General features: G+C 74.1%; 15 protein-coding genes. 8 read left to right on the top strand and 7 right to left on the bottom strand.

The window, feature by feature from the left end; translation table 11 throughout:
* Positions 1-19: 19 nt before the first annotated feature.
* Positions 20-1,054, bottom strand: coding sequence for an aldo/keto reductase (locus EIY87_RS34445; protein ID WP_125314075.1), 1,035 nt, complete (start codon positions 1,052-1,054; stop codon positions 20-22).
* Positions 1,055-1,127: 73 nt separating this feature from the next.
* On the opposite strand from EIY87_RS34445, the gene EIY87_RS34440 reads away from it, so the two are divergent.
* From EIY87_RS34440 to EIY87_RS34425, 5 genes are all read left to right on the top strand, one after another.
* Positions 1,128-1,664, top strand: coding sequence for a TetR/AcrR family transcriptional regulator (locus EIY87_RS34440; RefSeq protein ID WP_125314074.1), 537 nt, complete (start codon positions 1,128-1,130; stop codon positions 1,662-1,664).
* A 58-nt stretch (positions 1,665-1,722) separates the two neighbouring features.
* The gene (gene trpM, locus EIY87_RS48150; protein ID WP_191984375.1) at positions 1,723-1,899 is read left to right on the top strand and encodes a tryptophan biosynthesis modulator TrpM; all 177 of its coding nucleotides are present in this window, start codon (positions 1,723-1,725) and stop codon (positions 1,897-1,899) included.
* Positions 1,900-1,978: 79 nt separating this feature from the next.
* Entirely contained in the window at positions 1,979-3,208 is a 1,230-nt protein-coding gene (gene trpB, locus EIY87_RS34435; RefSeq protein WP_125314073.1) for a tryptophan synthase subunit beta, read from the top strand.
* Positions 3,205-3,999, top strand: coding sequence for a tryptophan synthase subunit alpha (gene trpA / locus EIY87_RS34430; RefSeq protein WP_125314072.1), 795 nt, complete (start codon positions 3,205-3,207; stop codon positions 3,997-3,999). Before trpB ends, trpA begins: the two co-directional genes overlap by 4 nt.
* 103 nt (positions 4,000-4,102) lie before the next feature.
* The gene (locus tag EIY87_RS34425; RefSeq protein WP_125314071.1) at positions 4,103-4,807 is read left to right on the top strand and encodes a DJ-1/PfpI family protein; all 705 of its coding nucleotides are present in this window, start codon (positions 4,103-4,105) and stop codon (positions 4,805-4,807) included.
* Positions 4,808-4,816: 9 nt separating this feature from the next.
* Here EIY87_RS34425 and EIY87_RS34420 read toward each other — a convergent pair whose 3' ends face one another.
* A complete protein-coding gene (locus EIY87_RS34420) occupies positions 4,817-5,677 on the bottom strand; it encodes a helix-turn-helix transcriptional regulator (protein WP_125314070.1) in 861 nt (286 codons plus the stop codon).
* Between the two features lie 126 nt (positions 5,678-5,803).
* On the opposite strand from EIY87_RS34420, the gene EIY87_RS34415 reads away from it, so the two are divergent.
* On the top strand, positions 5,804-6,691 hold the full coding sequence (locus tag EIY87_RS34415) for an oxidoreductase (protein WP_125314069.1): 888 nt from the start codon (positions 5,804-5,806) through the stop codon (positions 6,689-6,691).
* A 112-nt stretch (positions 6,692-6,803) separates the two neighbouring features.
* Here the strand turns inward: EIY87_RS34415 and EIY87_RS34410 are convergent, their stop codons facing one another.
* A complete protein-coding gene (locus tag EIY87_RS34410; protein WP_125314068.1) occupies positions 6,804-7,691 on the bottom strand; it encodes a LysR family transcriptional regulator in 888 nt (295 codons plus the stop codon).
* 89 nt (positions 7,692-7,780) lie between these two features.
* Between EIY87_RS34410 and EIY87_RS34405 the strand changes: the two genes are divergently transcribed.
* Together EIY87_RS34405 and EIY87_RS34400 are read left to right on the top strand one after the other, a co-directional pair.
* On the top strand, positions 7,781-8,623 hold the full coding sequence (locus tag EIY87_RS34405; RefSeq protein ID WP_125314067.1) for a TIGR03620 family F420-dependent LLM class oxidoreductase: 843 nt from the start codon (positions 7,781-7,783) through the stop codon (positions 8,621-8,623).
* A gap of 50 nt (positions 8,624-8,673) precedes the next feature.
* Complete coding sequence (locus EIY87_RS34400) at positions 8,674-9,549, top strand: fumarylacetoacetate hydrolase family protein (protein WP_125314066.1); 876 nt, start codon at positions 8,674-8,676, stop codon at positions 9,547-9,549.
* Between the two features lie 9 nt (positions 9,550-9,558).
* On the opposite strand, the gene EIY87_RS34395 is transcribed toward EIY87_RS34400, so the two are convergent.
* The 4 genes from EIY87_RS34395 to EIY87_RS34380 form a co-directional block, all read right to left on the bottom strand.
* Entirely contained in the window at positions 9,559-10,860 is a 1,302-nt protein-coding gene (locus EIY87_RS34395) for an MFS transporter (RefSeq protein ID WP_125314065.1), read from the bottom strand.
* A 2-nt stretch (positions 10,861-10,862) separates the two neighbouring features.
* A complete protein-coding gene (locus tag EIY87_RS34390; RefSeq protein ID WP_158641416.1) occupies positions 10,863-11,573 on the bottom strand; it encodes a VOC family protein in 711 nt (236 codons plus the stop codon).
* Between the two features lie 263 nt (positions 11,574-11,836).
* Positions 11,837-12,832: an amidohydrolase family protein gene (locus tag EIY87_RS34385; protein WP_125314063.1), complete on the bottom strand. Its 996-nt coding sequence runs from the start codon at positions 12,830-12,832 to the stop codon at positions 11,837-11,839.
* Positions 12,829-13,269: a cupin domain-containing protein gene (locus EIY87_RS34380; RefSeq protein ID WP_125314062.1), complete on the bottom strand. Its 441-nt coding sequence runs from the start codon at positions 13,267-13,269 to the stop codon at positions 12,829-12,831. The genes EIY87_RS34385 and EIY87_RS34380 overlap by 4 nt, the downstream gene beginning before the upstream one ends.
* Between the last annotated feature and the right edge of the window lie 14 nt (positions 13,270-13,283).

Genomic DNA, 13,283 nt, shown 5'->3' with positions numbered 1-13,283 from the left:
GCGCTTCGGACAGGCGGCTTCACCGCACGGGAACGGGCGGGGCGTCGAGGAGGCTCCGGTCCCCGTCGACGCCGTGGGCGAGCGCGGCCGCCACGTCCTCGTGGGGCGCACCCAGCCGGAGGGCACCCGCCGCCGTCAGCCGCCGGTCGTGCTCGTCGGCGAGTTCGACGTCCAGCGCGTCGAGGTAGCCCCGCAGGTGGGCCGGGGTGCGCGGGCCCACGATGGGGACCAGCGAGGTCCGGGCCTCGGCGGCGCGACGGCGCAGCCACGCCAAGGCGACCTGGACCGGCCCGATCCCGGTGCGCTCGGCGACGTCGAGGACGGCGTCCGCCACGGCCGCCTTCCCGGCGTCGGCGGGCCGGGCGCTGAGCCTGCCCGGCTCGCCGCGCCGGTACTTCCCGGTCAGCAGCCCGCCCGCCAGCGGCGAGTACAGGACGACGCCGAGCCCGTGGGCCTCGGCCATCGGGAGCAGCTCCCGTTCCGCGGACCGCTCGGCCAGGCTGTACTCGGTCTGGATGCCGGGCAGCGCGGGGTGGCCGCCCAGCTCCGCCCGGACCGCGGCGCCGGCGACCCGCCAGGCCGGGAAGTTCGACAGCCCGCCGTAGCGGATCTTGCCCGCGCGGATCAGGTCCTCGAAGCCGGCGAGGATCTCCTCCGTCGGCGTCACGCCGTCGGGGAAGTGCGGCATGAAGACGTCGACGTAGCCGGTCTTCAGGCGCCGCAGGCTTTCCTCCAGGGAGCGGATCATCGTCTTGCGGCTGTTGCCGGTGGTGCCCGGCCGGACCGCCGCCTGCCGGCTGCCGCTGTACTTGGTGATCAGCACGAAGTCGTCGCGCTCGCGGCCGACGAGGTCGCCGAGGACGGTCTCGGCCTCACCGTCCTGGTAGATGTTCGAGACGTCGAACGTGGTGCCGCCGGCCGCGACGAAGTCCTCGAAGATCGCCTTCGCGCCCGCGACGCCCGCGGCGGTGGGTGCCGAGCCGAAGTTGGCCGTGCCCAGCACGTACTCCGAGATCCGCAGCCCGCTGTTTCGTCCGAAAGCCTGGTAACGCACGGAAGTCTCCTGAGGGGACGAGCGGTGGGGTATGGTCGGGACGCTACCACAAAAAACGAATGGTCGTTCTTTTATGCCGAGAGTCACGCAAGCCCACCTCGACGCCCGCCGCCGGCAGATCCTCGACGCGGCCCGCGCCCGCTTCGCCACGCACGGCTTCGCCCGGACGTCCATGACCGACCTCGTCGAAGCGTCCGGCCTGTCGGTCGGGGCGATCTACCGGTACTTCAAGGGCAAGGACGAGATCGTCACCGCCATCTGCGAGGAGGCGAGCCAGGCGCTGCCCGCCGAGCTGACGGCCCGGACGGCGCGCGAGTTCCTCGAGCACATCCGCGCCATGGCCCGCGAAGAGGACCACGCCCGGCTGGTCGCGCAGATCTACGCCGAAGCCGCCGTCTCCCCTCCTCTCGCGGCGCTCGTCGACCGGCAGCTCGCCGACCTGCGCACCGCGGTCGCCGCGCTCCTGCCCGGCCGCAAGCGGGCCGACGCGGCGCGGATCGCCGAGGCGTTCGTGGCCCTCTGCCACGGCTACACCCAGCAGCTCGCCGTCCGCGGCGACCTCGACCCCGCTCCCTTCACCGCGGCGCTGGTGGCGATCCTCGGGTCGTGACCGGTCCCACGGCGAAACGGCTTGCCGGAACCGCGCTCCGGCGGGCTAAGCTGCGTTCGTGCCCCTCACCGTCCGTTTCGCCCGTGGCCGCCGGCCGCGTGGCTGCCAGGCGCCCGCTCGGCGCGTGCGCGGACGCCGGGTGCGGTACGCGATCGGCGCCGAGGCGGGCCAGGTCGACGGGATGCGATGGCAGCGCTCACCGCGCGTCGCGAGGGAGCACCGGCTGACCCGGTGAGCCCGCGCGTTCGTGCGCTCCGGTGATCCCCGACCAGCCACGAACCACCCGGGACGTCCCGGGTCAGGAGCACATCGCCATGCCGCACACCTTCTTCTTCCCGGTCGCGCCGGGACTTTCCCCCGACGCCAAGGGTTACTTCGGCGCCTTCGGCGGCCAGTTCGTCCCGCAGGCGCTGGCCGCCGCCGTCGAGCAGGTCGCCGCCGAATACGAGCGGGCGAAAGCGGATCCCGCGTTCCTCGCCCGCTTCGACGACCTGCTCGCCCACTACGTCGGCCGCCCGAGCGCGCTGACCGAGGTGCCGCGCTTCGCCGGGCACGCCGGGGGCGCGCGGGTCTTCCTCAAGCGGGAAGACCTCAACCACACGGGCTCGCACAAGGTGAACAACGCGCTCGGCCAGGCGTTGCTGGCCCAGCGGATGGGCAAGACCCGCGTCATCGCGGAAACCGGCGCGGGCTCGCACGGCGTCGCGACCGCCACCGCGTGCGCGCTGACCGGTCTCGCCTGCACCGTCTACATGGGAGAGACGGACATGCGCCGCCAGTCGGTCAACGTGGCGCGGATGGAACTGCTCGGCGCGCGGGTGGTCCCCGTGACGTCGGGGTCGCGCACCCTCAAGGACGCCATCAACGAGACGTTCCGCGACTGGGTCGCCCACGTCGAGGACACGCACTACCTGTTCGGCACGGTCGCCGGGCCGCACCCGTTCCCGGCCATGATCCGCGACTTCCAGCGCGTCATCGGCGTCGAAGCCCGCCGTCAGCTCCTCGAGCGCACCGGACGGCTGCCCGACGCCGCGATCGCCTGCGTGGGCGGCGGGTCCAACGCGATCGGGCTGTTCCACGCCTTCCTCGACGACCCCGGCGTGCGCCTGATCGGCTGCGAGGCCGCAGGCCACGGCGTGGCCAGTGGGCAGCACGCGGCGTCGCTGTCGGCGGGCGAACCCGGTGTCCTGCACGGTTCCCGCTCCTACGTCCTGCAGGACGACGAGGGCCAGATCCGCGAAGCCTGGTCGATCTCGGCCGGGCTCGACTACCCCGGCGTCGGCCCGGAACACGCGTACCTGCACGACTCCGGCCGCGCCGAGTACCGCCCGGTCACCGACGACGAAGCCATGGCCGCGTTCCGGCTGCTCGCCTCGACCGAGGGGATCGTCCCGGCGATCGAAAGCGCCCACGCGCTGGCGGGCGCGCTCCAGGTCGGCGCCGAACTCGGCCCGGACGCCGTCCTCCTGGTGAACCTGTCCGGGCGGGGCGACAAGGACCTCGGCACGGCCGCCGTCCACTTCGGACTGGAGGCCGCGCGATGAACCTGCTCACCGAGACGTTCGCCCGGACGAAGGCGGCCGGCCGGGCCGCCCTGATCGCCTACCTGCCCGCCGGGTTCCCCACCGTCGACGCCGGGATCGCGGCGCTGCGGGCGACCCTCGACGCGGGCGCGGACATCGTCGAAGTCGGCCTCCCCCACAGCGATCCGGTGCTGGACGGCCCGGTCATCCAGACCGCGGACGACATCGCGCTGCGCGGCGGCGTCCGGATCGCGGACGTCCTGCGCACGGTGCGCGAAGTCCACGCGGCGACGGGCAAGCCGGTGCTGGTGATGTCGTACTGGAACCCGGTGTCCCGCTACGGCGCCGAGCGGTTCGCGCGCGAGCTGGCCGCCGCGGGCGGGTCCGGCTGCGTGCTGCCCGACCTGCCGGTGGCCGAGTCGGCGCCGTGGCGGCGGCACGCGGCGGAGCACGGGCTGGCCACGGTGTTCGTGGTGGCCCCGAGCAGCACGGACGAGCAGCTGGCGGAGACGGCCGCGGCCGGCACCGGGTTCGTCTACGCGGCCGCGTTGATGGGCGTCACCGGCACCCGGTCCACTGTGGACGCGAGCGCCGAGGTGTTGGCACGACGGCTGCGCGCGGTCACCGACCTGCCGGTGTGCGTCGGCATGGGGGTGTCGGACGCGGACCAGGCCGCGGAGGTGGCCGGGTTCGCCGACGGGGTGATCGTCGGCTCGGCGCTGGTCGAAACCCTGCTGGCGGACCAGGACGGGGGCACGGCGGCACTCGAGCGGCTCACCGGCAGGCTCGCGTCCGGGGTGCGCGCCGGTTGAGCGGAGCGGCCGGGCTGGCGGCGACGCGGGCCCGGCCGCGCCGGGAACTCCGGCCGGCGCGCGCACGACTGCTAGGGCGAGACCCACGGCAGAAAGGCGCCCCATGGAACGCAGGGACTTCCTCCGGCTCTCCGCCGCCTCGACGGGCACCGCGGCCCTCGCCTCCCTCGGCACCGCCGGGACCGCGTCGGCCGGTCAGCGGGGCCGGCTCCGCGTGCAGATCCTGCTCTTCGACGGCGTCGAGGAGCAGGACGTCATCGGCCCCCTCGCCGTGCTCGGCCACGCCGGGCACCAGAACGGCCAGGCGCACGTCACGCTGGTCAAGCGCGGCGCGCCCGGCGAGGTGACCGGCACCTTCGGCACCAGGTTCGCCGTCGCCACGACCTGGAGCCCGGACGCCGCCGTCGACGTCCTCATCGTGCCCGGCGGCGGCTACGCCATGAAAGACGGCCCCGGCGTCCACGCCCTCATCAAGGACACCGCCTTCCTGCGCGACCTCGGCCGCGCCCGGCACGCCGTCGTCGCCGGGGTGTGCACCGGCGTCCTGGTGCTCGCCGCCGCCGGGCTGACCAAGGGCCGTCCGTGCACCACGCACCACCTCGCGAAAGCCGACCTCGCCGCCCAGCAGGCCCGGGTGATCGACGCCCGGGTCGTCGACGACGGCGACCTCGTCACCGCCGGCGGTGTCACGTCGGGCCTGGACCTCGCGCTTTGGCTGGTGACGCGGGAACTCGGCGCCGAAACCGCCGTCGGCGTGGAATCCGTGCTGGAGTACGAACAACGGGGAGCCGTGTGGCGCCGTCCGTGACGCGGCCGGTCAACAGCCCGGCGCGCGGGACGCGTGCCACGAAGCCAGGAGCCGCAACCGGTCCGCGTCGGCGCTGCCCGGCTCGGCGGTGAACACCAGCAGGACCGGTCCGGGGTTGCCGGGCAGCGGATAGGTGTCCCAGTCCAGCCGGAGCTCGCCCACCTCGGGCACGCGGAACGTCTTGGTCCCGTGCACCGACCCGCGGACGTCGTGGCGGGCCCACAACCGGCGGAACTCGGCGCTGCGGATGCTCAGCTCGCCGACGATCGCGGTGGCGCGGGGGTGGGTCGGGTCGGTGGCGACGGCGGCGCGCATCATGCCGATGTAGTCCAGCGCCCGCTGTTCCCAGTCCTGGCAGGTCCGGCGGCCGGTGCGCGCGTCGTCGAACAGCAGCAGGAGCATGTTCAGCCGGTCCGGCGGGTAGGCGCCCGGGTCGCCGAGCAGCGCCTCGGCCAGCGGGTTCCAGTCGAGCAGGTCCAGGTGCCTGCCGAGCACGACCGCCGGGGTGTCGGTCACCCGCAGCAGCCGGCGGGTGCCTTCCGGAACCCGCTCGGGCGCGCGGTCCACCGGGACGGGCACCGGCCGGCGGGCGGCGTGACCCAGCGCGAACAGGTGCCGGCGTTCCTCGTCACCGAGGCCCAGTGCGCCGGCGAGCGCCGCCAGGACGTCGTCGGACGGGCGGACCTCGCGGCCCTGCTCGATCCGCTGGTAGTAGTCGGTGCTCAGCCCGGCCAGCAACGCGATCTCCTCGCGCCGCAGCCCGGCGACCTTGCGCCGGCCACCCGGCTCCAGGCCGACGTCTCGCGGGCTCAACCGGCTGCGCCGCGCGCGCAGGAAGTCGCCGAGCTCGCGCGCGTAGGGACTGCTCATGCCCCCAGTGTGCCTCCCGCGCGGGCACCCGAGGTGGGTCTGGCAAACCCAGGGAACCGAGTCCGACCGACCCCGGCCGGAGCGCTCCTAACGTCGCCAGCACACCGACTTCCCCAGGAGCAGCAGATGACCGACCAAATACCCGACCAGCACGGCCGCGTCGCCGTCGTGACCGGCGCGAACTCGGGCCTCGGCCGGGTCACCGCCACCGAGCTCGCCCGCCACGGCGCCCACGTCGTCCTCGCCGTCCGCGACACCGCCGCCGGCGAGCGGGCCGCGCGCGGGATCGACGGCGCCACCGAGGTGCGCGAGCTGGACCTGGCGTCCCTGGCGTCGGTGCGCGCGTTCGCCGCGAAGCTGGCCGTCGACCACCCGGCGATCGACCTGCTGGTCAACAACGCGGGCGTCGTCCTGCTCGGCCCGCGCCGCACCTCGGCCGACGGCTTCGAGCTGCAGTTCGCCACCAACCTGCTGGGCCACTTCGCCCTGACCGGCCTGCTGCTCGGCAACCTGGCCGCGGGGTCGCGGGTGGTCAACCTCAGCTCGATAACGCACAAGAGCGCGCACCTGGACTTCGACGACCTGATGTCCGAACGCGGCTACCGCGCCACCACCGCCTACGGCCGGTCCAAGCTCGCGACGACGGTCTTCGGTCTCGAGCTGGACCGCCGCCTGCGTTCCGCGGGCTTGCCGATCGCCGCCGTGCTGGCCCACCCGGGCCTCACCCGCACCAACCTCACGCCGCGCGCCTGGGAACACCGCGGCCGCGCGGGACGGCTGATCGCCCGGCTCGGCTTGCTGGCGACCCAGCCGGTGGAACGCGGCGCACTACCGCAGCTGCACGCCGCAACGGCGCCCGGCGTGCGGGGCGGCCAGTTCTTCGGACCGGCGGGGTTCGGCGAGACGCGCGGCCGGGTGGGCGACGCCAAGCTCAACCCGGAAGCAGCCGACCCGGCCGTCGGCAGGCGGCTCTGGGCTGCGGCCGAGGAACTGACCGGCGTCAGCTACCTCTGACCGCGGGGCGCATTCCGCGGTGGCCAACCCGCGCGCGGCGGCTCGCCCGGCGGCGGCTTCGCCGACGTCTTGAATGACTCATTCAGGTCTTCGGAGGTCCTGAATGACTCATTCAAGACACCGCCGCCCCCGTCGTGACCCCGTGCGCGATCGTCCCGTCGCCGAAAGCCGACACCGCGCACTCGGCCGCGGCGGCGGCCGTCCCCGGGGCGACCACCACGCTGCCGGTGATCGTGATCGGCGGCTCGAGCGGGATCGCGCGGACCCGGGTCGAGCGGATCTCGGCGACCTGGTCGGCGGTCAGCACCGTCCAGCTGCGCGGCTCCGAGCCGACCTCGACGATCGTCTCCTGCAGGGTGCCGGTCGGCCGGCCCGCCGGGTGCGATCCCGTGTCGCGCAGCGCCAGGACCACGGCGTCGTCGTGCTCGGGGGCCGGGAGGCGCAGGGTGTCTTCGGCCAGGTCGGCGAGGCCGATGGCCGGCCGGTCCGCGGCCGGGTGGTGCCGGGAGACCACCGCGTACAGGCGTTCGGTCCACGCGGGCAGCACCTCGAGGCCGGGCGCGGAGCGCACGCCCCGGGTCAGCGCCAGGTCGAGGTCGCCCTGCCGGAGGGCGTTGAGCCGGGCCTCGACCGGAAGATCGGCCAGCACCACGTCGAACTCGGGCGTGCGCTCGCGGAAGGCGTCGATGCCGCGTTCCAGGCGGACGGTCATGCCCGCGGCCGTGCCGATGCGGACGGTCGTCACGACCTGCTCGGCCGCGATCCGCACCTGACCGGCCGCCGCGAGCGTGCCCCGGGCGGCGGCGAGCACGCGCTGCCCGGCCGCGGTGAGCCGGACCCGCCGGGGTGACCGGTCGAGGAGGCGGACGCCGAGTTCCCGTTCCAGCCGGGCGATCTGCTGGCTGACGGCGGGCTGCGCGACGTGCAGCCGCTCGGCGGCCCGGCCGAAGTGCAGTTCGTCGGCGACGGTGACGAAGTACCGCAGCGCCCGCAGCTCCACGTTCCCCTCCTCCACGATAAGGCGAGCTTATCGCAGCACGGACGAGCTGGGTCTGGTTCGCGTCGCCGTCCGGTGGTGGAGTCGTGATCATGACGATCGAACTCGGACCGCTCGGCGCCTACCTGACCACCGCCGAGGCGACCGCTGCGGACGCCGTCGCGCTGGAAGAAGCCGGCTACGGCGCGATCTGGCTGGCCGCGTCGCCGACCGCCGACCTCCACGCGGCCGAACGGCTGCTCGACGCCACCGGCCGGATCGTGGTCGGCACCAGCGTGCTCAACGTGTGGCAGGCGGACGCGGACGAGGTCGCCGGCTCCTACCACCGCATCACGCGAAGGCACGACGGCCGGCTCCTCGTCGGCATCGGCGCGGGCCACCGGGAGGTCGACGCCGGGTACACCTCCCCGCTGGCGAAGGTCGCGAGCTACCTGGACACCCTGACCGCCGCCGGCGTCCCCGCGGACCGCGTGCTGCTGGCCGCGCTCGGCCCGAAGATGCTGCGGCTGGCGGCCGACCGCGCCGCGGGCACGCTCACCCTCCAGGTGACGCCCGAGCACACCCGGCGCGCCCGCGCGGCCCTCGGGCCGGGCAAGCTGGTGGTGCCCGGCCACGGCGTCGCGCTGGACACCGACGCCGGACGGGCCCGCGAAGCCGGCCGCGCGGCCGTGCGCCCCATCCTGGGAATCGCGAACTACGCCAACAACCTCCGCCGGGTCGGCTACGGCGACGAGGACCTCACCGACCCCTTCAGCGACCGGCTGATCGACGCGCTCGTCCTGCACGGCGACGAGGCGGCCGTCGCGGCGGGGATCGAGGCGGAACTGGCGGCGGGCGCGGACCACGTCGGCTTGCACGCGCTGGGCGCGGATCCGATCGGCGTGCTGCGCGCGGTCGCCGTGCGGGTGCACGGGAGCAGCGCCGTCGCTCGTTGACCACCGCACTCCCCCTTCCGTAGGTTCGGTACCGAACGAGGAGGTCCGGGTTGAGCCATCTGGTGCGCTTCGCCGACGGAACCGGCGACATCCGAGTCGGCCTGCTCACCGGAGAGCGGTTGCGGCCACTCGCGGTGACGTCGATGAGCGACCTGCTTCGCCGCACTGTGGCGGAGATCCGCGAACTGGCCGAGGCCGCCGGGGAGCCGGTGCCGACGGCCGGGACGCGCCTGCTGCCGCCGCTGGACGGGCGGACGGAGGTGTGGGCCGCCGGGGTGACCTACCGGCGCTCCGAGGAAGCCCGCCGCGAGGAAAGCGCCGACGAGGACGTCTACGCGCGGGTGTACCGCGCGAAGCGGCCGGAGCTGTTCTTCAAGTCGGCCGCGTGGCGCGTGGTCACCGACGGCGAACCGATCGCCGTCCGCGTGGATTCCGCCAACAACGTGCCGGAACCGGAACTCGGCCTGGTGCTGACCGCCGGCGGGGAGATCGCCGGGTACGTCGTGGTCGACGACGTCAGCTCCCGCAGCATCGAAGGCGAGAACCCGCTGTACCTCCCGCAGGCCAAGATCTACACCGGTTCGTGCGCGGTGTCGGCGCGCGTGCGCCCGGCGTGGGAGGTGCCGGACCCGCTGTCGCTCGGCCTCCGCATGCGCGTCCTGCGCGACGGCGCCGAGGTGTTCGCGGGCGAGGCCAGCACCGCCCAGCTCAACCGCGAACCCGCCGAGCTGGTCGAATACCTGTGGCGGGACAACGACTTCCCCCACGGCGCCGTGCTCTCGACGGGCACGTCCGTCGTGCCGGGGCTCGACCAAGGGCTGCGGCCGGGGGACGTCGTCGAGATCGAGATCGACGAGGTCGGCTCGCTGCGCTCCCCCGTGGTGCTGGGCGCCGACGAAGTGCGCCGGGTGCTCGCCGCGCGCTGACGACCCGGCTCACCGCCGGCCGAGCCGATCCGTGGGAACCCGGTGGGTCTCCGGCCCCACCAGCGCCGCGACGGACGCCAGCACCGCGACTCCGGTGCAGATCCACACCGTGGGGTGCCAGGTGCTCCGGCCTTCGCTGAGGGCTTGGGCCAGTGCCGGCGCGAACCCGGACGCGAGCAGGCCGAGCATGAGCCCGACGGCCATGCCGGTGTAGCGGACCCGGGCGGGGAACTGCTCCGGGTACCAGGCCGCGCCGACGCCGACCGGCATGATGGCGAACACGCCCATCCCGAGCACCCCCGCGGCGAACACGAGCGGGACGTTCCCAGCGTCGATCGCGGCGAACAGCGCGAACAACGACAGGCTGGAGCCGGCCGCCCCGAGCACGAAGACCGGTTTGCGGCCGACCCGGTCCGACCACCGCCCGACCAAGGGGGCCGCCACGACCGCGGCGAGGTTGCCCAGCGACACCACGGTGAGCATCACCGGCCGCGACAGGTGCCCGGCTCCGGTCGCGTAGGCGAGCGCGAAGACGGTGAAGATCGTGCCCATGACGTTGATCGTGCTGCAGATCGCGACCCGCAGCGTGGTCAGCCCGTGCTCGCGCAGCAGCGTCACGATCGGCAGCGAAGCACGCTCCCGCAGGCCGGTGAACACCTCCGGTTCCTCGAGCTTGCGCCGGAGCAGGTAGGCGACCAGCGTCAGCACCCCGCTCAGCAGGAACGGCAGCCGCCAGCCCCACGTCAGCAGCTGCGGCTCGGGCAGGGCCGCCAGCGGCAGGAACACCAGGCTGCCCAGCGCCATCCCCAGCTGCATCCCGCTCATGGAGAAGCCGGCGTAGTACGCGCGGCGGTCGTCCGGGGCGTGCTCGACGGTCAAGGACGTCGACCCGGGCGACTCGCCACCCGCGGAAAGGCCCTGCACCAGGCGGAGCACGACCAGCAGGACCGGTGCCGCGACGCCGATCGAGGCGTAGGAGGGCACCAGCCCGATCGCGAACGTCGCGAGGCCCATCAGGCCGATCGTCAGCACCAGCGCGAGCCGGCGGCCGAGCTTGTCCCCGAGGTGGCCCCACAGCACGGCGCCGAACGGGCGGGCGACGTAGGCGACGCCGAACGTCCCGATCGACAGCAGCGTCCCGGTCGCGCCGGAGTGCGGGAAGAAGACCTTGCCGAAGACGAGGGCGGCGGCCGACCCGTAGATCAGGAAGTCGTAGTACTCCAGCGCGCTGCCGAAGAACCCGGAAACCGCGGCCCGGCGGACCTTCCGGGATCTCGGCACCGCGGGGGCGTGCGGAACGGCGGTGGCCATGGTCAGCTCCTCGGTGCTCGGTGGGTGATCGGGTTCAGGCGGATGGTCCGTGGCCCGTCGGTGGTGTCGAAGGCGACCGCGTAGAGCCCGTCGGGACCGCCGTTGTAGCGGAGGTCGACGCCGAGGTCCGAGGGGGCGGCGACGTCGCCGAGCCAGGCCTTCAGATCGGCCTCGGTGCCCCCGAGTTCGAGCGCGGTCACCCCGGTCCCCCGCACGTCGCCGGTACCCGGCTGCGGCGCGAGCAGGCTGGAGTGGTTCGCCAGGTCGGGCACGTGGTAGAGGTTGGGCTTGCCGCGCAGCCACGAGTTCCGGAAGTCCGGCGCGTGCACCGAAGGCGCGCTCCCCTGCGCGGGCACCATCCGGACCTTGCCGCCGTCGATGTCCCCGGACGGCGCGACCCCGTGGTGCCGCGCGAACTCCGCGACTTCGTCGACGTCGTCGGTGCGCAGGCACAGCCCGGCGAAGCAGTCCCCGCCCGCGGTCCGGCGTTCCAGCTCGAGCGCCAACGGGGCGCGTCCGGCGATCATCCGGTGGTCGACGATGCTTTCGACTTCCATGTAGACGTACCCGCCGAGCGACAACAGCTTCTGGCCCAGCCCCAGGCCGGGGAAGTAGCCGCCGTCGGCGCTGCCGAGGCCGGTCGCCCGGCTCAGGTCGACGGTGGCGCGGTAGAGGTTGTCCGACCAGACGGCGATGTGGTCGATGCTGATCAAGGCGTTCCCTGTTCTTTCGGGCCACTGTGGACGGTTGCGGGACGGCGCGGCCGGTCGCGCCGGCGAGCGGGTGACCGGCGGCGGGGACGCCGGGCCGCACGGTCCGGCCGGACGCACCCAATGTGGCGTTCGGTGCGTCCCACGCACCCAATGTGGCGTTCGGTGCGCCCCACGCACCCAACGCCACATTGGGGCGCGTGCGCCGGCCGCTCCGCCGCCGCAGCTTCGCGGGAGTCCTGGCGTTCACGCGGTGAACGACGTGTTCATGACGGTCCGCTCGCGCCGGTCCGGCTTTGCCCGGGCTCTGGGGCCCGCCCCAGGAAGGCGCGGGCGTTCGCGGAGAGCGTGGCGACGTCCAGGCCGCCGCCGGTGGCGAACCCGAGCGGATCGCGCTGGGCCATGTCGAACGGGTAGTCGCTGCCGCACACGACGGCCTGTTTCCCGGCCCGCTCGGTGAGCAGGCCGAGCAGCGCCGGGTCGTGGGTGACCGTGTCGAACCACAGGTCCCGCACCGCTTCGCCGGGCGGGCGGCCCGAATCGCGGCGGACGTCGGGCCGGGTCCGCCACCCGTGGTCCCAGCGGCCCAGCAGGCCGGGGGTGCAGCCGCCGCCGTGCACGAAGCAGATCCTCAGCCCGGGCAGTGCGTCGAGAACGCCGCCCAGCAGCAGCGCCGCCACCGCGGTCGCCGTCTCCACCGGGTTGCCGATCAGGTTGGCCAGGTAGTGGCCGCCCCATTCGGGCCTCGGCAGCTGCATCGGGTGCACCAGCACCGACAGCCCGAGCCGGGCGCACTCGGCGAGCACGTGCCGCAGGACCCCCGAGTCCAGCGAGGTGCCGCCGAGCAGCGGCGGGATCGCCACGCCGGCGATCCCGGGCGCCGCCGCCAGTCCTTCGAGCCGGGTGGTCGCCGCAGCGGCGTCGTCCAGCGGCACCAGGCCGAGCCCGGCCAGCGCGCCGTCGGAGCCGGCGACCACCGCGGCGAGCGCGTCGTTGAACGCGTCGACGTAGTCCGGCGCGGGACCGGCCACCGGGAAGGCGAACGGCGGTGCGGAAAGCACCCGCAGGGCGAGGCCGGCTTCGGCCATGTCGGCGCGGATCGCCGGGACGTCGCTCATCGCCCGGGTGGCGATCGACAGCGGCACTTCGCCGAGGTGCAGTTCGCCGCCGCGGTCGCGCAGCGGCCCGTACGGCGCGCCCGGCGGCAGCCCGAAGAGGTCCGTGGGCAGCCAGTGCGCGTGGACGTCGATCCCGCCGGTCACGCGCGGTCCAGCGGGAGCGGCGCGTTGGCGCTGTCGAGGTGCTCGACGGTGGTGAACACCAGCTCGGTGTCGCCTACGTTCTCGATGTCGTGCAGCAGGTACTGCCCCTCGGCGAAGGTGAAGTGCCGGGTCTCCCCCGCGGTGTAGGACACCTCCCGGGTGGTGCCGTCGCTGGTGTGCTGACGGCTGCGGCCGGCGTTGACGGCGGTCCAGAAGTAGTCCAGGACGTGCCGGTGGGCGTGCCACCGCTCGCCGGGCGCGAGGCGGATCTCCCAGACGCGCACGCGGTCGTTCTCGCTGAGCAGCCGGGACCCCACTTCGCCGTCGTGGGCGTGGGCCTCGAACTCGGCACGCAGCTCGGGGCTCCAGCCCTCGAAGCCGGTGCCGGTCAGCTCGCCGGCGAGCGGGAGGTCGGACAGGAATCCGGTGTCGGTCATCGCGAATCCTTTCG

It is taken from the genome of Amycolatopsis eburnea, from assembly GCF_003937945.1.
GTDB classification, from domain to species: Bacteria; Actinomycetota; Actinomycetes; order Mycobacteriales; family Pseudonocardiaceae; genus Amycolatopsis; species Amycolatopsis eburnea.
Note: the sequence above shows the minus strand (reverse complement) of the source record. Positions and strands in the feature narration are given on the sequence as shown.